At 73.5% G+C, this 17493-nt stretch carries 19 protein-coding genes and 1 riboswitch; of the genes, 8 read left to right on the top strand and 11 right to left on the bottom strand.

Annotation, left to right across the window (positions count from 1 at the left end):
• Positions 1-26 precede the first annotated feature (26 nt).
• Positions 27-773, top strand: a complete 747-nt coding sequence (locus tag ACH4OA_RS23010; protein WP_397945732.1) for an endonuclease/exonuclease/phosphatase family protein — start codon at positions 27-29, stop codon at positions 771-773.
• Positions 774-890: 117 nt separating this feature from the next.
• On the opposite strand, the gene ACH4OA_RS23005 is transcribed toward ACH4OA_RS23010, so the two are convergent.
• Together ACH4OA_RS23005 and ACH4OA_RS23000 are read right to left on the bottom strand one after the other, a co-directional pair.
• The gene (locus ACH4OA_RS23005; protein ID WP_365883805.1) at positions 891-1502 is read right to left on the bottom strand and encodes a hypothetical protein; all 612 of its coding nucleotides are present in this window, start codon (positions 1500-1502) and stop codon (positions 891-893) included.
• Entirely contained in the window at positions 1495-2274 is a 780-nt protein-coding gene (locus tag ACH4OA_RS23000) for an alpha/beta hydrolase (protein ID WP_397970504.1), read from the bottom strand. Before ACH4OA_RS23000 ends, ACH4OA_RS23005 begins: the two co-directional genes overlap by 8 nt.
• Positions 2275-2376: 102 nt before the next feature.
• Between ACH4OA_RS23000 and ACH4OA_RS22995 the strand changes: the two genes are divergently transcribed.
• The 4 genes from ACH4OA_RS22995 (at position 2377) to ACH4OA_RS22980 (ending at position 6254) form a co-directional block, all read left to right on the top strand.
• Positions 2377-3147, top strand: coding sequence for a lysophospholipid acyltransferase family protein (locus tag ACH4OA_RS22995; protein WP_397942024.1), 771 nt, complete (start codon positions 2377-2379; stop codon positions 3145-3147).
• A gap of 68 nt (positions 3148-3215) precedes the next feature.
• A complete protein-coding gene (gene macS / locus ACH4OA_RS22990) occupies positions 3216-4439 on the top strand; it encodes a MacS family sensor histidine kinase (RefSeq protein ID WP_397942025.1) in 1224 nt (407 codons plus the stop codon).
• Positions 4439-5116 (top strand): response regulator, encoded by a 678-nt coding sequence (locus ACH4OA_RS22985; protein WP_397970501.1) that lies wholly within the window; start codon positions 4439-4441, stop codon positions 5114-5116. The genes macS and ACH4OA_RS22985 overlap by 1 nt, the downstream gene beginning before the upstream one ends.
• A 109-nt stretch (positions 5117-5225) precedes the next feature.
• The gene (locus tag ACH4OA_RS22980) at positions 5226-6254 is read left to right on the top strand and encodes a 6-phosphofructokinase (protein WP_397970498.1); all 1029 of its coding nucleotides are present in this window, start codon (positions 5226-5228) and stop codon (positions 6252-6254) included.
• 14 nt (positions 6255-6268) lie between these two features.
• Here the strand turns inward: ACH4OA_RS22980 and ACH4OA_RS22975 are convergent, their stop codons facing one another.
• Positions 6269-8125 carry an anthranilate synthase family protein gene (locus ACH4OA_RS22975; RefSeq protein WP_397970497.1) on the bottom strand — a complete coding sequence of 619 codons (1857 nt, stop codon included), beginning with the start codon at positions 8123-8125 and terminating at the stop codon, positions 6269-6271.
• Positions 8126-8246: 121 nt separating this feature from the next.
• Complete coding sequence (locus ACH4OA_RS22970; protein WP_365882961.1) at positions 8247-8303, bottom strand: trp operon leader peptide; 57 nt, start codon at positions 8301-8303, stop codon at positions 8247-8249.
• A 105-nt stretch (positions 8304-8408) separates the two neighbouring features.
• On the opposite strand from ACH4OA_RS22970, the gene ACH4OA_RS22965 reads away from it, so the two are divergent.
• Positions 8409-9761, top strand: coding sequence for a class II 3-deoxy-7-phosphoheptulonate synthase (locus tag ACH4OA_RS22965; protein ID WP_365882955.1), 1353 nt, complete (start codon positions 8409-8411; stop codon positions 9759-9761).
• 149 nt (positions 9762-9910) lie between these two features.
• Positions 9911-10135, top strand: a complete 225-nt coding sequence (locus tag ACH4OA_RS22960; protein ID WP_397942030.1) for a bacterioferritin-associated ferredoxin — start codon at positions 9911-9913, stop codon at positions 10133-10135.
• Positions 10136-10148: 13 nt separating this feature from the next.
• Here ACH4OA_RS22960 and bfr read toward each other — a convergent pair whose 3' ends face one another.
• The gene (bfr, locus tag ACH4OA_RS22955; RefSeq protein ID WP_397970494.1) at positions 10149-10655 is read right to left on the bottom strand and encodes a bacterioferritin; all 507 of its coding nucleotides are present in this window, start codon (positions 10653-10655) and stop codon (positions 10149-10151) included.
• A 171-nt stretch (positions 10656-10826) separates the two neighbouring features.
• Here bfr and ACH4OA_RS22950 point away from each other — a divergent pair, with 171 nt between their 5' ends.
• Positions 10827-11459, top strand: coding sequence for a sulfite oxidase-like oxidoreductase (locus tag ACH4OA_RS22950; RefSeq protein WP_397970491.1), 633 nt, complete (start codon positions 10827-10829; stop codon positions 11457-11459).
• Positions 11460-11478: 19 nt separating this feature from the next.
• Here the strand turns inward: ACH4OA_RS22950 and ACH4OA_RS22945 are convergent, their stop codons facing one another.
• The 6 genes from ACH4OA_RS22945 to thiO form a co-directional block, all read right to left on the bottom strand.
• Entirely contained in the window at positions 11479-12036 is a 558-nt protein-coding gene (locus tag ACH4OA_RS22945; protein ID WP_397942046.1) for a DUF4396 domain-containing protein, read from the bottom strand.
• A gap of 67 nt (positions 12037-12103) precedes the next feature.
• Complete coding sequence (locus ACH4OA_RS22940; RefSeq protein WP_397970488.1) at positions 12104-12991, bottom strand: deoxyribonuclease IV; 888 nt, start codon at positions 12989-12991, stop codon at positions 12104-12106.
• 57 nt (positions 12992-13048) lie between these two features.
• Entirely contained in the window at positions 13049-15022 is a 1974-nt protein-coding gene (pknB, locus tag ACH4OA_RS22935) for a Stk1 family PASTA domain-containing Ser/Thr kinase (protein WP_397970485.1), read from the bottom strand.
• Between the two features lie 139 nt (positions 15023-15161).
• Positions 15162-15956: a thiazole synthase gene (locus ACH4OA_RS22930; protein WP_397942036.1), complete on the bottom strand. Its 795-nt coding sequence runs from the start codon at positions 15954-15956 to the stop codon at positions 15162-15164.
• A 3-nt stretch (positions 15957-15959) separates the two neighbouring features.
• Entirely contained in the window at positions 15960-16172 is a 213-nt protein-coding gene (thiS, locus tag ACH4OA_RS22925; protein ID WP_365882759.1) for a sulfur carrier protein ThiS, read from the bottom strand.
• Positions 16169-17338, bottom strand: coding sequence for a glycine oxidase ThiO (gene thiO / locus ACH4OA_RS22920; protein WP_397970483.1), 1170 nt, complete (start codon positions 17336-17338; stop codon positions 16169-16171). The genes thiS and thiO overlap by 4 nt, the downstream gene beginning before the upstream one ends.
• Positions 17336-17446, bottom strand: a riboswitch (TPP riboswitch). (Overlaps the previous gene by 3 nt.)
• Between the last annotated feature and the right edge of the window lie 47 nt (positions 17447-17493).

Raw genomic sequence — 17493 nt, 5'->3', positions numbered from 1 at the left:
GGTCCCCGGGGCGTACATTGATCCACATGGTGCCGCTCCCCGACTCCCACACCGCGGCAGACGGTTCCGCCGTCGTCCGCGTGCTCAGCTACAACATCCGCTCGATGCGCGACGACACCGCCGCCCTCGCCCGTGTCATCAGCGCCTGCGCCCCGGACCTGGTCCTGCTCCAGGAGGCCCCGCGCTTCTTCCGCTGGCGCAAGAAGCTGGCCCGGCTCGCGGCGGCCTCCGGCCAGGTCGTCCTCACCGGAGGGGCCACGGCGGCGGGTCCGGCGATCCTGTGCGGTCTGCGCGCCACCGTCGAGCGGACCGAGGACGTCCTGCTGCCGCTCACGCCGGGTCTGCACCGGCGCGGTCTCGCCGGCGCCGTCGTCCGGTTCGGCGCCGCCCGGCTCGGCGTCGTCAGCTGCCACCTCAGCCTCCGCCAGGACGAGCGCCAGGCCCAGGGCGGGCTGCTCCTCGACCACCTCGCCGGGCTGGGCGCGGAACACGCCGTCGTCGGCGGCGACCTGAACGAACGCCCCGACGGACCCACCTTCCGCCGCCTCGCCGCCGGCCTCCAGGACTGCCGTACGACCGCGCCCTGGGGCGGCGAGTTCACCTCGCCCGCCGCCGGTCCGCACCAGCGCATCGACGCGGTCTTCGCGACCAAGGGCATCGAGGTGCTGGGCTGCGGCGTGCCCCTGGACGAGCCGGGGATCAGCCGGGCGGACCTGCGGGCGGCCACGGACCACCTCCCGGTGCTGGCCGCCCTGCGGGTCCCGGCGGCGTAACCGGCGTCGGCGGCCGGGCCCGGGCGTCAGCCGGCCGCGGACCCGGTCCGGTCCAGGGCCGGCCGGCCGGCCGAGCGGCTGCGGACCCCGCCCAGTGTCAGCCGGTCCGGTCCGGCGTCAGACCACCGCTCCGCGGCCCGGGCCGTCGTCCTCCTCGTCGTCCGTCCGCATCCGCGCCACCAGCGTCACGAAGCCGCCGAGGAAGCCGCCGATGCCGCAGGTCGCCAGCCACCAGGTCATGTCCCAGCCGAGCAGCACCGCCAGCAGCAGCAGGACGGGGCCGCCGACCACGCCGAGCCAGGCGAACTTCGCGGTGGTGTCCGCGGCCGGCAGCGGCGGCGGCTCCGGCGGGACGAAGTGGCCCTCGTCGCCGTCGCCGAAGTCGTCGTCGGACGGTTCGGCCACCGCGTAGTCACGCGGGCCGATCCCGGGCGCGAAGGAGACCGAGCCGCCGAGCGGGCGCGCGGGCGGGGCGTCGCCCCCGTCGTCCCCGCCGGTGTCCGCCACGGCGTTCTTCTCCAGCAGCGCCAGATCCTCCACGGGCTTGAACGGCCGGGCGCCCGGCGGGTCCGGCGGCTCCACGCCGTAGCCGGCGACGATGGCCCGCCAGGCGGCGTCCTCGTCGAACGGCACCTCCTGGCGGTCCGGTTCACGGGCCCCCTGGCCCTCGCGGTCCTCCTGGCCGTCGCGGTCCTCGCGGCCCTCACGGTCGGAGTCGTGCTCAGCCAACTGCGGCCGTCCCTTCCTTGCCGACACTGGGTGCGAGCCGGCCGATGAAGGCGTAGCTCTCCTCGAAGATCCGGTCCGCGTCCACGTCCAACGTCGCGACGTGGTAGCTCTGTTCCAGCACGGTCTCCGTGACGTCCAGGGACGACACCCGGCTCAGCACGCGCGCCGAGTCGGCCGCCGGGACGACATGGTCCTGGGCGCTGCGCAGCAGCAGCAGCGGCTGGGTGACCTGGGGCAGCTCGCCGTCCAGCCGGCGCAGGAAGGCGCGCAGCGAGTGCGCCGCGTGCAGCGGCACCCGGTCGTAGCCCAGCTCCGCCGCGCCCTCCTTCGCGATGTCGCTGGCGATGCCCTTCGTGGTGCGCACCAGGTGCCGGGCCACCGGCAGGGCGTACGCGGACAGGCCGTGCACCTTGTTGGCCGGGTTGACCACCACCACGCCCGCGACCCGCTCGCCGTGCCGGGCCGCGAGCCGGAGGGCCAGCGCGCCGCCCATCGACAGCCCCGCGACGAACACCCGGGAGCAGCGCTCGGCGAGGAGGCGCAGCTCGCGGTCCACCTCCGCGTACCAGTCCTGCCAGGTGGTGAGCTGCATGTCCGCCCAGCGGGTGCCGTGGCCGGGCAGCAGCGGCAGGGAGACGGTCAGGCCGCGGGCCGCGTGGTGCTCCGCCCAGGGGCGCAGCGACTGGGGCGAGCCGGTGAAACCGTGGCAGAGGAGGACCCCCACCTCACCGCCCTGGTGGCGGTACGGCTCGGCTCCGGGGAGAACTGGCATGTGCTTCACCGTACGCGACCGCACTGACACCGACCAGGGTCGTCGGGCCCATTGACGGTCCTTGGGGTTAAGGTCTGTCCGACGGAAACGGGAGGCACACGGGTGTTGTACGGCACGATGAAGGTCGCCATCGGCGGGCCGCTGAAGGTCGCTTTCCGGCCGTGGGTGGAGGGCCTGGAGAACATTCCGGCCACGGGTGCGGCCATCCTGGCCAGCAACCACCTCTCCTTCTCGGACTCCTTCTTCCTGCCAGCCGTGCTGGACCGCAAGGTCACCTTCATCGCCAAGGCCGAGTACTTCACCACCCCGGGCGTGAAGGGCCGCCTCACCGCGGCCTTCTTCAAGGGCGTCGGCCAGCTCCCGGTGGACCGCTCCGGGGCGCGCGGCGCCGGTGAGGCGGCGGTCAGGAGCGGCATAGAGGTGCTGGAGCGCGGCGAGCTGTTCGGCATCTACCCGGAGGGCACCCGCTCGCCCGACGGCCGGCTGTACCGGGGCAAACCCGGCGGTCTGGCCCGGGTGGCGCTCGCCACCGGCGCGCCGGTCATCCCGGTCGCCATGATCGACACGGAGAAGATCCAGCCGCCCGGCAAGGTGGTGCCCAAGCTGATGCGGCCCGGCATCCGCATCGGCAAGCCGCTGGACTTCAGCCGGTACCAGGGCATGGAACACGACCGGTTCGTGCTGCGCGCCGTGACCGACGAGGTCATGTACGAGATCATGAAGCTCTCCGGCCAGGAGTACGTCGACATCTACGCCACCGCCGCCAAGCGGCAGCTCACGGAGGCGGCCAAGGCGGCGAGGGCGGCGAAGGCGGCCAGGGAGGCCGAAGCGGAGCAGACCGGCACGGCCGGGAAGAAGCAGGACGAGTCCTAGCCGCGGCGGACCAGCGGTCCGGCGGGCCGGGGTGCCAGGGGGCCGGGGGAATCGGGGGGCCGGGGGACATGCCCAAGCGCGAGCGGGTCATGCGGATGTCGGTGGAGCTGCCGCTGTGGCGCGCGCTGACCGCGTACCGCGTCCTGACCATGCTCTACGCGATCGGCCTGTGCGCCACCGCCTACGACCAGTTCGTCCGGCCCTGGGTGGCCGTCGCCTACTACACGGTGCTGGTCGTGTGGACCCTCGCCACCCTGCCCAGGGTGGCGAACGCGGCGAGCTGCACCCGGCGCTTCCTCGCCGCCGACCTGGCCGTCGCGCTGGCCGGCATCCTGCTCACCCCGCTCGCCGACAGCCACCAGCGGATCGCGGGCGGCGGCCCCACCCTGCCGTCGATATGGACGGCAGGCGCGGTGCTGGCCTTCGCCGTCAAGGGCGGCTGGCGCTGGGCGGCCGTCGCCTCCACGGCCGTGGCCGCGGCCAACCTGGCCGAGCGCGGCCACCCCGCCCGGGACACCGTGCACAACGTGATCCTGGTCTGGGTGGCCGCCATCGCCATCGGCTACGTCGTGGAGGTGGCCCGCGCCTCCGAGCGCACCCTCGCCCGCGCCCTGGAGATCGAGGCGGCGACCCGGGAACGGGAGCGGCTGGCCCGGGACATCCACGACGGCGTGCTCCAGGTGCTGGCGATGGTGAAGCGCCGGGGCGCGGCGCTCGGCGGCGAGGCGGCCGAGCTGGGCCGGCTGGCCGGGGACCAGGAAGTGGCCCTGCGGACCCTGGTCTCGGGCGGTCTGGTGCCGGTGTCCCGGGTCTCGGAGGACCTGGCCGAGGGCGCCGTCGTCCGCGCGGTGGAGGAACCGGACGAGACCGGTCCGCTCGACCTGCGCTCCCTGCTCGCGCCGTACGCGGGTGCCCGGGTCAGCCTGGCCGAGCCCGGCGCCCCGGTGCCGCTGCCGCCGGCCGCGGCCCGCGAGGTGGCCGCCGCCGTCGGGGCCGCCCTGGACAACGTGCGGGCGCACGCGGGGGACGGGGCGCGGGCCTGGATCCTGCTGGAGGACGAGCCGGACGAGATCGTCGTCACCGTCCGCGACGACGGCCCCGGCATCCCCGAGGGCCGGCTCGCGCAGGCCGAGGGCGAGGGCCGGCTCGGGGTGGCCCTGTCGATCCGGGGCCGGCTGCGCGACCTCGGCGGCAGCGCCGGGATCCTCTCCGTTCCCGGGCAGGGCACGGAGGTCGAACTGAAGGTACCGAAGGGCGCCGTCCGGGCGCGCGGCGAGAAGGCGGAGCGGTGATGACCGAGCGGCAGGGCCCGATCAGGGTCATGGTGGTGGACGACCATCCGATGTGGCGGGACGCGGTCGCCCGGGACCTGGCCGAGTCCGGTTTCGAGGTGGTCGCCACCGCCGGCGACGGCGAGCAGGCGGTGCGCCGGGCCCGGGCCGCCGCGCCCGACGTGCTGGTGCTGGACCTCAACCTGCCCGCCAAGCCCGGCGTCCAGGTCTGCAAGGAACTGGTCGGCCACGACCCGGCGCTGCGGGTCCTGGTGCTCTCGGCGAGCGGCGAGCACGCCGACGTGCTGGAGGCGGTGAAGTCCGGCGCGACCGGCTATCTGCTGAAGTCGGCCTCCACCGCGGAACTGCTCGACGCGGTGCGCCGTACCGCCGCCGGCGACCCGGTGTTCACGCCGGGCCTGGCCGGACTGGTGCTCGGCGAGTACCGGCGGCTGGCCGCCGAGCCCGCGCCCGCCGCGGACGCCGGCGAGCCGGGCGCGCCCCGGCTGACGGAGCGGGAGACGGAGGTGCTGCGGCTGGTGGCGAAGGGCCTGAGCTACAAGCAGATCGCCGAACGCCTCGTCATCTCCCACCGCACGGTCCAGAACCACGTCCAGAACACCCTGGGCAAGCTGCACCTGCACAACAGGGTGGAGCTGGTCCGGTATGCCATAGAGCGCGGACTCGACGGGGGGTAGGGCGCGTACGCGGCGCGCGCCCGGATCACCCGAATCGCCCCTCCCGATGTGACCTGAATCACCATTAGCGTGACTCGGCGTCAGACCATCGCGGCGAAGGGACATTTCCATGCGCGTCGGAGTACTGACCGGAGGCGGCGACTGCCCCGGGCTCAACGCCGTCATCCGGGGCGTCGTCCGCAAGGGCGTGCAGGAGTACGGCTACGACTTCGTCGGATTCCGGGACGGCTGGCGCGGTCCGCTGGAGAACGACACCGTCCGTCTGGACATCCCCGCCGTGCGCGGCATCCTGCCCCGCGGCGGCACCATCCTCGGCTCCTCGCGGACCAACCCGCTGAAGGTGCGCGACGGCATCCGCCGGATCAAGGACAACCTGGCCAAGCAGGAGGTGCAGGCCCTGATCGCGATCGGCGGCGAGGACACCCTCGGGGTCGCCGCCCGGCTGTCCGACGAGTACGGGATGCCCTGTGTCGGCGTGCCGAAGACCATCGACAACGACCTGTCCGCCACCGACTACACCTTCGGCTTCGACACCGCCGTCAACATCGCCACCGAGGCCATCGACCGGCTGCACACCACCGCCGAGTCCCACATGCGGGTCCTGGTGGTGGAGGTGATGGGCCGGCACGCCGGCTGGATCGCCCTGCACGCGGGCCTGGCCGGCGGTGCCAACGTCATCCTCATCCCCGAACAGCGCTTCGACATCGGCCAGGTCTGCGACTGGGTGACCTCCCGGTTCCAGGCCTCCTACGCGCCGATCGTGGTCGTCGCCGAGGGCGCCGTGCCGAAGGACGGCCAGGTGGTGCTCAAGGACGAGTCGCGGGACTCCTTCGGGCACGTCCGGCTGTCCGGGGTGGGCGAGTGGCTGGCCAAGGAGATCGAGCGGCGCACCGGCAAGGAGGCGCGCACCACGGTCCTCGGCCACGTCCAGCGCGGCGGCACGCCCAGCGCCTTCGACCGCTGGCTCGCCACCCGCTTCGGACTGCACGCCATCGACTGCGTCCACGACGGGGACTTCGGCCGGATGGTCGCCCTGCGCGGCACCGACATCGTCCGCGTCCCGCTGACCGAGGCGACGGCCAGACTGAAGACGGTGGACCCGGAGCTGTACCGGGAGGCGGGCGTCTTCTTCGGCTGACCGGCGCCCGGGCGCTACACGGTCGTGCGGCGCAGCCCGCCCACCAGTTCCCGCACGACCGCGGCCCCGTTCAGCGTCAGCACCGACTCCGGGTGGAACTGCACCCCGGCGAAGCCGGGACCGCGCAGGGCGTGCACCTCGCCGTTCTCCGCGCGGCTCACCTCGACGCCGTGCGCGGCCAGCTCCCGGGCCGCGTCCTCGTCGCAGCGCGCCACGAAGCTGTTGTAGAAACCGACGGTCTCGCTCCGCCCGAACAGGTCGATCTCCGTCTGCGCCCCCTGGTACGGCACCTCCTTGCGGACGATCTCCAGCCCCAGCCGGGCCGCGATCAGCTCGTGTCCGAGGCACACGCCGAGCACCCCGTGCCGGTGGCCGCCCAGCACCTCGGCGGTCAGGTCCCGCAGGAACGCCATCCGGGGATCGGCGAGGTCGGCGGGGTCGCCGGGGCCGGGCCCGAGGACCACCGGACCCGGGTGCGCGAGCACCGCCTCCCGCAGCCCGGGTTCGTCGTACCGCCGGACGCTCACGTCGAGCCCGCCGGACCCGAGGACGTGCGCCAGCATCGCGGTGAAGGTGTCCTCGGCGTCCACCACGAGGGCCTGGCCGGTCAGGACACCGGGCCGCTCCCGCATCCGCAGCCAGAACGGCGCGAGCCCCGCCCGCCGCCCGTCCAGCGCGGCCCGCACCCGCGGGTCGTCGGCCAGCCGGGGCCGCTCCCGCTCCGCGCGCGGCCGGGCCGGGCCCACCCCGAGCGCCGCCAGCACGCCCGCCGCCTTCGCGTGGGTCTCCGCGACCTCGCCGGCCGGGTCGGAGCCGCGCACCAGCGTCGCCCCGACGGGCACCCGCAGCCGGCCGTCGGCGCCGATGTCGGCGGTGCGGATCAGGATGGGCGAGTCCAGGGTCTGCGCGCCCCCGGCGTCCCGTCCGAGCAGGGCCAGCGCACCGGCGTAGTACCCGCGGCCCCCGCGCTCGTGCCGCTCGATCACCCGGCACGCGTTCTGCACCGGGGACCCGGTCACCGTCGCCGCGAACATCGTCTCCCGCAGCACCTCGCGCACGTCCAGGGAGGACCGGCCGCGCAGCTCGTACTCGGTGTGCGCGAGGTGCGCCATCTCCTTCAGCCGCGGACCGACGACGACACCGCCCATGTCGCCGACGGTGCACATCATCTTCAGCTCCTCGTCGACGACCATCGACAGCTCCTCGGTCTCCTTGCCGTCGGCGAGGAAGCGGAGCAGGTGGTCCGGCGTGGGCCCCTCGGCGGGATAGCGGTACGTCCCGCTGATCGGGTTCATCACGACCGTGCCGCCGGACATCCGCACGTGCACCTCGGGACTGGCGCCCACCAGCGTCCGGTCCCCGGTGTGCACCACGAACGTCCAGTAGGCGCCGCGCTCGCCCGCCAGCAGCCGCCGGAACAGGGCGAGGGCGTCGGCGCGGCCGAAGCCGGGGACCCGGCCCTCGTAGGTGCGCCGGATCACGAAGTTCGCGCCCTCGCCCCGGCCGATCTCCTCGCGCAGCACCCGGCCGACGATCCGCGCGTACTCCTCGTCGTCCACGTCGAAGCCGCCGCCCTCGACCCGCACCTCGTGCGCGGGCAGCAGACCGAGGGCCTCGTCCAGATCGAGCGTGTACGTCTCCTCGGGGGTCAGCACCAGCAGCGGGGTGCCGTCGTCGCGGACGTCGAAGCCGCGCTCGCGCAACTGCCGGAACGGGACGAGCGCCAGCCCCTCGTCGGGCAGGTCGGCCAGCCGGTCGCACCGGGTCACCGGGCCGGTCAGCACCTCCACCAGGCGCTCGTCGCGGCCCGGGGTGCGGCGGTGGAGCAGGGCGAAGGGGCGGGAGTCGTGCACCAGCCGTGCCAGGTCCATGGTTCCTCTTTTCCGTCGATGTGATCGAAGTGATCGGTGCTCGATGGCGGTGAGGAACGGCTCCGGAAACGCCGAAGGCCGCCCCTCGGGCGGCCTTCGCGAAGTCTTGTCGTACGCGCGATCAGCGGGCCGCCGGAGAAGCGGTCCACCACCAGGTCTGGATCGACAGCGCGAACATGCCGGGAACCCTACCGCACCCGCCGGCCGTCCGGCAGGCAGTCACGCCGTCTCACCCTTCGAGCCGGAGGAAGAACATGGGACAGGACCCCGTAATGTTTACGGAGTGACCGTGAACGCTAAGACCAGCCCGAGCGCTGGCAACACCTGGCGACACCTGCCCGCGGCGCAGCAGCCCGAGTACCCCGACCCCGAGGCTCTGCGCGCAGTGATCGCGGACCTCGAGTCGTATCCGCCGCTCGTCTTCGCGGGCGAGTGCGACCAGCTGCGCGCCCGGATGGCGGCCGTCGCCAAGGGAGAGGCGTTCCTTCTCCAGGGCGGCGACTGCGCCGAGGCGTTCGACGCGGTGTCCGCCGACCACATCCGCAACAAGCTGAAGACGCTGCTCCAGATGGGCGCCGTGCTGACCTACGCGGCCTCCGTGCCCGTGGTGAAGGTCGGCCGGATCGCGGGGCAGTACTCCAAGCCGCGCTCCAAGCCGACCGAGACCCGCGACGGCGTGACGCTGCCGGTGTACCGGGGCGACTCCGTCAACGGCTTCGACTTCACCGAGGCCAGCCGCATCCCGAACCCGGAGCGGCTCAAGCAGATGTACCACGCGTCGGCCTCCACGCTGAACCTGGTGCGCGCCTTCACCACCGGCGGCTACGCCGACCTGCACCAGGTGCACGCCTGGAACCAGGACTTCGTGCGCACCTCGCCGTCCGGCCAGCGCTACGAGCAGCTCGCGCGGGAGATCGACAACGCGCTGAACTTCATGCGGGCCTGCGGCACCGACCCGGAGGAGTTCCGGACCGTCGAGTTCTACTCCTCGCACGAGGCGCTGCTGCTGGACTACGAGTCCGCCCTGACCCGGGTCGACTCCCGCACCGGCAAGCTGTACGACGTCTCCGCGCACATGGTGTGGGTCGGCGAGCGCACCCGGCAGCTGGACCACGCGCACATCGAGTTCGCCTCGCGGATCAGCAACCCGATCGGCATCAAGCTGGGCCCGTCCACCACGGCCGAGGAGGCGCTGCGCTACATCGACCGCCTCGACCCCGAGCGGGAGCCGGGCCGGCTGACCTTCATCGTCCGGATGGGCGCCGACAAGATCCGCGACAAGCTGCCCGAGCTGGTCGAGAAGGTCACGGCGTCCGGCGCGACGGTGGCCTGGGTGACCGACCCCATGCACGGCAACACCTTCGAGGCGGCCTCCGGGCACAAGACGCGCCGCTTCGACGACGTGCTGGACGAGGTCAAGGGCTTCTTCGAGGTCCACAAGGGGCTGGGCACCCACCCGGGCGGCATCCACGTGGAGCTGACCGGCGACGACGTCACCGAGTGCGTGGGCGGCGGCGACGAGATCTTCGTGGACGACCTGCACCAGCGTTACGAGACGGCCTGCGACCCGCGGCTGAACCGCAGCCAGTCGCTGGACCTGGCGTTCCTGGTGGCCGAGATGTACCGGGACCAGTGACCGGCCGGCACTGAGTCACCCTGGGGCGCGGATCACACCGGATCCGCGCCCCGGTCACTTCTCCGGTTGCCGGGAATGGGTTAGGTTAGGTTTGCCTCACCGAACAGGGGAGGGCAGTGACCAGCGACCCTCCGGGGAGGTGAACCCGCGTGTACGTCTGCAGTTGCTTCGGCATCACCGAGGACCAGGTCAAGCAGCACGCGGAGAAGGGTGCCTGCACCCCGCGCCAGATCGCCTCCGCCTGCAAGGCCGGCACCGACTGCGGCGGCTGCGTCCGGCGCATCCAGGCCCTGCTCGGCCGCGGCGCCTGCCCCCGCCGGGAGCCGGCCGGCCAGCGCGCCCCGGCGCTCGTACGGCTGGACGACGCGGCCTGACGGCGCCGGCCGCTCAGTGGCCGGACAGGCCGCCCGAGGCGTCGGGCTGGCTCTGCTCGATGACGGTCGCCAGGTAGAGCGCCTCGCCCAGCTTGTCCACGAGTTCCAGCTGGGTGTCCAGATAGTCGATGTGCTGCTCCTCGTCGGCCAGGATCGCCTCGAAGACGTTGGCCGACGTGATGTCGTCCTTCTCGCGCATCACCTGCACGCCCCGGCGCAGCCGGTCGATGGCCTCGACCTCGATCTGCCGGTCCGCCTGGAACATCTCGGCCACCGTCTGCCCGATCCGCACATGGCCGAGCCGCTGGTAGTTGGGCAGGCCGTCGAGGAGCAGGATGCGGTCGGTGAGCACCTCGGCGTGGCGCATCTCGTCGAACGACTCCGCCCGGGTGTACCGGGCCAGCTTGGTCCATCCCTTGTGGTCCTGCAGCTTGGCGTGCAGGAAGTACTGGTTGATCGCGGTCAGCTCGGCGGTCAGCTGTTCGTTGAGCAGTTCGATGACCTCGGGGTCGCCTTGCATCGCTGTGGACTCCTTCCAGAGGGACCCGGCCGATAGCGCCGCATGATTGCACCGACGGAGAAGATCGTCCAGTAAGTGGATACTTAGTAAGTTCGCACCGGCTTGTAGGTATATGCCCTTTTCGGAGAGTGATGGTCAAGGGCACTGCCCGAGGTCTGTCAGGATGGATACATGGGTCATCCGGTGGAGCGAGGGTCTGGGGCAGCGGCAGGTTCAGAGCTTCCGCCGGGTCAGCGGCTCCAGCGCGGCTGGCCGGTCACGCACTACGGGCCCGTGCCGAAGTTCCGGCCCGAGCGCTGGGAGTTCCGGGTCTTCGGGGCCACCGCCGACGGTGACAAGCGGACCTGGGACCACGAGGAGTTCACGGCCCTGCCGTACACCACGGTGACGGCCGACCTGCACTGCGTGACGAAGTTCAGCATGGTCGGCGCGGAGTGGGGCGGCGTCCCGGCCGGCGCCGTACTGGAGCTGGCCCCGCCGGCGCCCGACGTCACCCATGTGATGGTCTGGGCGGAGTACGGCTTCAGCTCGAACCTGCGCCTGTCGGACTTCTGCTCCGACCGGACCATCTTCGCCACCCACAAGGACGGCGAGCTGCTCACCGCCGAGCACGGCTTCCCGGTGCGCCTGATCGTCCCGCACCTGTACGCCTGGAAGGGCCCGAAGTGGGTCCGGGGCGTGGAGTACATGACCGCCGACCGCCGCGGCTTCTGGGAGGAGCGCGGCTACCACAACGTCGGCGATCCCTGGCGCGAGCAGCGTTACTCCTACCAGGAGGAGTCCGGGGACGGCCCCGAGCTGTGACTCCCGTCCTCCGGGCGGCTCAGTGGTGGTACCGGTGCACCACCGCGTGCCCCTTGCCCCGGCCGATCGTCCACTTGTTCACCGGGGTGGTCACTGCGAAGGCCACCACGAGCGACACCGCGAGCGAGGCCCAGAACAGCGCGTCGCCCAGCATGGCGTCCCGCGCAGACGGCCAGACGAGGATCACGCCGTTGTCGATCAGCTCCATCACGGCGATGGACAGGGTGTCCGCGGCCAGCGCCACCCGGAAGGCCGTGCGGAAGCCGACGCCGGCCCGCAGCACGCCCCGCAGGGTGAGCGAGTAGCCGAAGAAGAAGGCCAGCGCGACCGCGAGCAGGGTCGTCGGCAGATTGCCCCAGCCGAGCGCCGTGCCGGCGATCATGCCCAGCACCTCGCCGATGGCGCACCCGGTCAGGCAGTGGAGCGTGGCCTGCGCGGCCATGGACCAGGTGGCACCGGGTGCGTGACCGTGGTGCCCCGCGTGACCGGCGCGCCCGTCCGTGCCGTGGCTCGCGTGGTGGTCCGCGTGCGGAGGTGTCCCGTGCTGTGTGTGTCCGGCGTGCGCCTCGTGCTTCATGACTGCCCCCAGGTCGGATGACGGCTCCTGCACTGCCGGAACCATATACCCCCCTGGGGTATTCCCGTCAGGCGTCGCGCAGCTTCTTCAGCCGTTCCACGTCCGCCGCGTGCCCCTCCTTGCCGCCGGGCGTCTCGATGACCAGCGGGACGCCCTCGGTCGCCGGGTGGGTCATGAGCGCCCGGAACGGGTCTTCGCCGATGTGGCCGGCGCCGATGTTCTCGTGCCGGTCCTTGTGCGCGCCCGCCACGTCCTTGGAGTCGTTGGCGTGGATCAGCTTCAGCCGGCCCGCGCCGACCGTCTCCACCAGCAGATCCAGCGTCTGGTGCATACCGGCAGGCCCGGTCAGGTCGTGCCCGGCGGCGAAGACATGGCAGGTGTCCAGGCACACGCCCAGCTTCGGGTGGGCGTCCAGCGCCGCGAAGTACGGCCCGAAGTCCCAGGTCCGCGAGCACAGCGAGGCACCCTGCCCGGCCGTCGACTCCAGCAGCAGGAACGGGTCGTCGTCCTCGGTCAGCTCGTCCAGCAGCGGCAGCAGCCGCTCGCGCACCTGCCGCAGCGCCACCTCCCGCGTCCGGCCGCCGGTCGCGCTGCCGGTGTGCACCACCACACCCAGCGCGCCGATCTCGCGCCCGCGCCGCAGCGAGTGCCGCAGCGACTCCACCGACCGCTCCGCCGTCGCCTCGGTGTGCGAACCGAAGTTGATCAGGTACGGGGCGTGCACGTACACCGGGACCGACTCCGCGGCGCAGGCCGCGCGGAACGCCTCGTCCTGCCGCGGGTTCCCGGCGGGCGTGGCCCAGCCGCGCGGGTTGGCGACGAAGACCTGCACGGCCTCCGCCTTCAGCTCACGGGCGTAGGACAGCCCGACGGAGTGCAGACCGCCGGCCACCGGGACATGGCTGCCGACGGGATTGCGGGAACTGCCGGGGCGGGGGGATCGAACGGGACTCACCCGTTCAGGGTGTCATGTCCGCCCCCGCGCCCGGACCGTGATCACCGGTGAGACCGGTCACCGGATGGTGATCGTGACCGTCGACCCCTTGGGCGCCTTGTCGCCGCCGTCCACCGACTGCTTCTTCACGGTGTCGCCGAACAGGCCGAGCAGCCCGCGGTCCTCGTCCACCTCGAAGCCCGCCGCCTCCAGCGCCTCATGGGCGTCGTCCACGCTGTCCCCGACCACGTCCGGGACCTCGACCAGTTCGGGGCCCTCGGACAGCGTCAGGGTCACCGTGTCGCCCTCGGCCGCCTCGTCGCCCTCCTGAGGGCTCTGCGCGGCGACGGCGCCCTTGTCGTACTCGGAGTGGACCCGCTTGGCGGCGATCCGCACCTTCAGCCCCGCGTCCGTCAGGTCCTGCCGCGCGCTGTCCAGGTCGTCGCCGGTGACGTCGGGCACGTCGACCGGGCTGCCCTTGCTGACGGTCAGCGCGATCGCCGAGCCCGCGTGCCGCTTGGTGCCCGCGTCCGGCGTCGTCCGGACCACCGAGCCGCGCGGCACGTCGTCGCTGAACTCCCGGGTGACCATGCCCGGCTCCAGGCCGTCCGCCTTCAGCCGGGCCCGCGCCTTCGCCAGCGACTGGCCCTCCACGTTCGGCACGTTCACCGTCTCCGGGCCGAGCGACACGGTCAGCGACACCGCGTCGTGGTCGCGTATCCGGGCGCCGGGCGCCGGGTCGGAGCCGATCACCGTGCCCCGCTCGACGGTGTCGCTGTAGGCGTGCTCGACCTCGCCGACGCCGAGCCCGGCCGCCTCCAGCCGGTCCCGCGCCTGGGCCTCGGTCTTCGCCAGCAGCGGCGGCACCTTGGTGAACTGGCCGGAGTTGATGTACCAGACACCGGCGCCCCCGCCCAGCACCACCAGCACGGCCGCGATCAGGGCCAGCACCGCGCGCCGCGGCCGGGCCGGGCGGCGCCGGGGCGGCACGGGCGGGCTCTGCAGCCGGGCCGTGCGGTCGACACCGTCCGCTACGGCAGTCAGCGGCGGGTCCTCGCCGTCGGCAAGCGGCCCGGACGGGGATTCCTCCGCGCCGGCGGAGCGGGGGACGGGGGCGGTCAGCGCGCGCGGGATCACGCTCGTGCGGTCCCCGGCGTTGTCGTGCCGCGCGGCCAGCGCCTGCGGCGGCAGCGTGTCCAGCTCCTCGTCGGTCAGCGCCGGCCGGGCCTGCCGCGCCTGGCCGAGCAGCGCCACCGCGTCCTGCGGCCGGGCGTCCGGGACGCGCGCGGTGGCCGACGCCACCAGGTCGTCCAGCGCGGACGGCAGCCCGGGCACCAGGGCCGAGGGCGGCGGCACGTCCGCGTGCAGGTGCTGGTAGAGCACCTGGGCCGGGGAGTCCCCGGAGTGCGGCTTGGCGCCCGTCAGCATCTCGTACAGCATCACCCCGCACGCGTACACGTCCACGCGCGGACCGGTCGTGCCCTGCTCGATCTGCTCGGGCGCGAGGTAGGAGACGGTACCGAGCACGGCGCCCGTCGTGCTGGTCACCGTGTCCACGGAGCGCACCAGCCCGAAGTCGGCCACCTTCACCCGGCCGTCGTCGGCTATCAGCACGTTCTCGGGCTTCATGTCGCGGTGCACGAACCCGGCCCGGTGCGCGGCACCGAGCGCGGCGAGCACCGGCTCCAGGATGTCCAGCGCGGCCCGCGGCTGCACGGCGCCGCGCTCGCGCAGCACGTCCCGCAGCGTGCAGCCGGCGATGTACTCCATCGCCAGGTAGACGTACGACCCGTCGGTGCCCTGGTCGAAGACCTGCACCACGTTCGGGTGGTCGAGCCGGGCGACCGACTTGGCCTCCCGGATGAACCGCTCCACGAACGACCCGTCGGCCGCGAGCGCCGGGTGCATCACCTTCAGCGCGAGCACACGGTCCAGACGGGTGTCCAGGGCCCGGTAGACCGTGGCCATCCCGCCCGCCGCGATCCGCGCGTCGACGCGGTAGCGGCCGTCGAGCACCTGCCCGACCAAGGGGTCCTGAAGGGTCGTATCCACGAGAGGCGAGTCTACGAGGCACCGCCCGCGCCCCCGCCCCGCCGGCCGCCCCCGCGGCGGCACTGCGGCCGACCTGTGACGAGCGGCACGCGGGACGAGGGTCACACGGCGGGCTCCGGGACCGCGCGGGCGGGCGCCGTCAGAACGCCGGCCGCTCCGGGTCCAGCCGGGCCAGACCCTCCGCCGGGGAGGACGCCTCCGCGAGGTAGCGCCGCGGGATCCGCCCCGCCAGCCGGGCCAGCCGGCCCCCCTCCACCGCGTGCCGCATCGCCGCGGCCATCCGCTCCGGCTCCTGCGCCCGCGTCACCGCCGACGCCAGCATCACCCCCGCGCAGCCCAGCTCCATGGCCAGCGCCGCGTCGGACGCCGTGCCGGCCCCCGCGTCCAGGATCACCGGCACGCGCGCGTGCTCCACGATGAGCTGGAAGTTGTGCGGATTGCGGATGCCGAGCCCGGAGCCGATCGGCGAGCCGAGCGGCATGACGGCGGCGCACCCGGCGTCCTCCAGCCGGCGCGCGAGCACCGGATCGTCGTTGGTGTACGGCAGCACCGTGAACCCGTCGTCGACCAGCGTCTCCGCCGCCTCCAGCGTCTCCACCGGATCGGGCAGCAGCGTCCGCTCGTCGGCGATCACCTCCAGCTTCACCAGGTCCGTGCCGAGCGCCTCCCGGGCCAGCCGGGCGGTCAGCACGGCCTCGCCGGCCGTGAAACAGCCCGCCGTGTTCGGCAGCACCCGGATGCCGAGCCGTTCCAGCACCGAGAGCACCGAGCCGTGCACGGAAGGGTCCACCCGCCGCATCGCGACGGTCGTCAGCTCCGTGCCGGAGGCGACCAGCGCCCGTTCCAGCACCTCCAGGCTGGGCGCCCCGCCCGTGCCCATGATCAGCCGGGAGGAGAAGGCCAGGTCACCGAGGACCAGCGGATCGTCGGCCATGGCTCAGCCTCCCTGTACGGCGGTGAGGACCTCGACGCGGTCGCCCTCGGCGAGCGCGGTCGCCGCCCACCGCGCCCGCGGGACGACGGTCTCGTTGACGGCGGCGGCCACCCCGCGCGGCGCCGCGGTGAGCGTGCGCACCAGGGCGTCCAGTGCGGTGCCCGGCGCGACACGGCGGGGTTCGCCGTTGACGGAGATGGTCACGGAGGTGCTCATACGGGCTGCTCCTGCTGTTCCGGGCGGGCGGCACCGAAGCGCCGGGGAGTGAAGGGACGTGCCTCTTCGGGGAGTTCGCCGGTGGTCAGGGTGTGCGCCAGGACGTCCCCGGTGACCGGCGTGAGCAGCACCCCGTTGCGGTGGTGACCGGTGGCCAGCAGCAGCCCGGCCAGGCCGGACGGGCCGAGCAGCGGCGCGTTGTCGGGGGAGCCGGGGCGCAGTCCGGCCCGGGTCTCGGTGAGCGGCAGCTCGGTGATGCCGGGCACCAGCTCGTGGGCGTCGCGCAGCAGCTCGTACACGCCGCCGGCCGTGACCGTCGTGTCCCAGCCCAGCTCCTCGCTGGTGGCGCCGACGACCAGCTCGCCGTTCTCCCGGGGCACCAGATAGACGTGGCCGCCGCGCACCACGGCCCGTACGGTCCGGCTCAGGAACGGCGCGTACCGGGGCGGCACGGTCAGCCGCAGCACCTGCCCCTTGACCGGCCGGACCGGCGGCGACAGCTCCCGCGGCACGCCCGCGAGGCGGCCGCTCAGGCTGCCGGCGGCGAGCACCACCTGCTCCGCGCGCAGCCCGGTGCCGTCCGCCGTGGTGACGCCGGCGGCCCGGTCCGCGACCACGTCCAGGCGCTCCGCCCGGTCGCGGTGGAACACCACACCGGTCCGCTCGCACGCGGCGACCAGGGCCGCGGCCAGCCGGCGCGGGTCGATCTGGTGGTCGCCGTCGACCCGCAGCCCGCCGCGCACCCCGGGCGCCAGCATCGGTTCCAGGCGCCGGCACTCCCGCCCGGACAGCCACTGCGCCGCCAGACCGCAGCGCTGCTGGAGCGCGTGCAGTTCGCGCAGGTGGGCCCGGTCGTCGGCGTCCAGCGCCACGGCGAGGGTGCCGCAGCGCCGGTAGCCGAGGTCCTGGCCGGTCAGCGCGGTCAGCTCGGCGGCGAACTCCGGATAGCGGCGGGCCGACTCCAGGTTCAGCCCGAGCAGTGTCTCCTCGCCGTAGTGCAGCTCGGTGACCGCGGCCAGCATCCCGGCCGCCACCTGCGCGGCGCCGCCCCCGGGCGCGGGGTCCACGACGGCTGTGGCGAGCCCGCGCTGCGCCGCGCGCCAGGCCGTGACCAGGCCGATGATTCCGCCCCCGATGACGAGGACGTCGGACGTACGTGACGACATGGGCGGTGAGCCCCTCCCTTCGCCGGCATGACCCGGATCAGGTTCGTACGGTCGGAGGCCGCGAGCCTCCCTCTCAGCCCGGTCGTCCGGGCTCCCGCGAGTGCTTGTACGGTGGCCACCCTAGCCCGCACCCCTCCTCACCCGTAAGGGAGCCC

The sequence above is a fragment of the Streptomyces sp. NPDC017095 genome (genome assembly GCF_044332325.1).
In the GTDB taxonomy this organism is placed as follows: domain Bacteria; phylum Actinomycetota; class Actinomycetes; order Streptomycetales; family Streptomycetaceae; genus Streptomyces.
The sequence above is the reverse complement of the archived record's forward strand: the minus strand, read 5'-3'. Positions and strand labels throughout refer to the sequence as shown.

Bases quoted from the DNA above. Each gene is read 5' to 3' on its own strand.
- ACH4OA_RS23010 (WP_397945732.1), top strand. From the start codon at position 27: ATGGTGCCGCTCCCCGACTCCCACACCGCGGCAGACGGTTCCGCCGTC.
- ACH4OA_RS23000 (WP_397970504.1), bottom strand. From the start codon at position 2,274: ATGCCAGTTCTCCCCGGAGCCGAGCCGTACCGCCACCAGGGCGGTGAG.
- macS (WP_397942025.1), top strand. From the start codon at position 3,216: ATGCCCAAGCGCGAGCGGGTCATGCGGATGTCGGTGGAGCTGCCGCTG.
- ACH4OA_RS22985 (WP_397970501.1), top strand. From the start codon at position 4,439: ATGACCGAGCGGCAGGGCCCGATCAGGGTCATGGTGGTGGACGACCAT.
- ACH4OA_RS22980 (WP_397970498.1), top strand. From the start codon at position 5,226: ATGCGCGTCGGAGTACTGACCGGAGGCGGCGACTGCCCCGGGCTCAAC.
- ACH4OA_RS22975 (WP_397970497.1), bottom strand. From the start codon at position 8,125: ATGGACCTGGCACGGCTGGTGCACGACTCCCGCCCCTTCGCCCTGCTC.
- bfr (WP_397970494.1), bottom strand. From the start codon at position 10,655: ATGCAAGGCGACCCCGAGGTCATCGAACTGCTCAACGAACAGCTGACC.
- ACH4OA_RS22950 (WP_397970491.1), top strand. From the start codon at position 10,827: ATGGGTCATCCGGTGGAGCGAGGGTCTGGGGCAGCGGCAGGTTCAGAG.
- ACH4OA_RS22945 (WP_397942046.1), bottom strand. From the start codon at position 12,036: ATGAAGCACGAGGCGCACGCCGGACACACACAGCACGGGACACCTCCG.
- ACH4OA_RS22930 (WP_397942036.1), bottom strand. From the start codon at position 15,956: ATGGCCGACGATCCGCTGGTCCTCGGTGACCTGGCCTTCTCCTCCCGG.
- thiS (WP_365882759.1), bottom strand. From the start codon at position 16,172: ATGAGCACCTCCGTGACCATCTCCGTCAACGGCGAACCCCGCCGTGTC.
- thiO (WP_397970483.1), bottom strand. From the start codon at position 17,338: ATGTCGTCACGTACGTCCGACGTCCTCGTCATCGGGGGCGGAATCATC.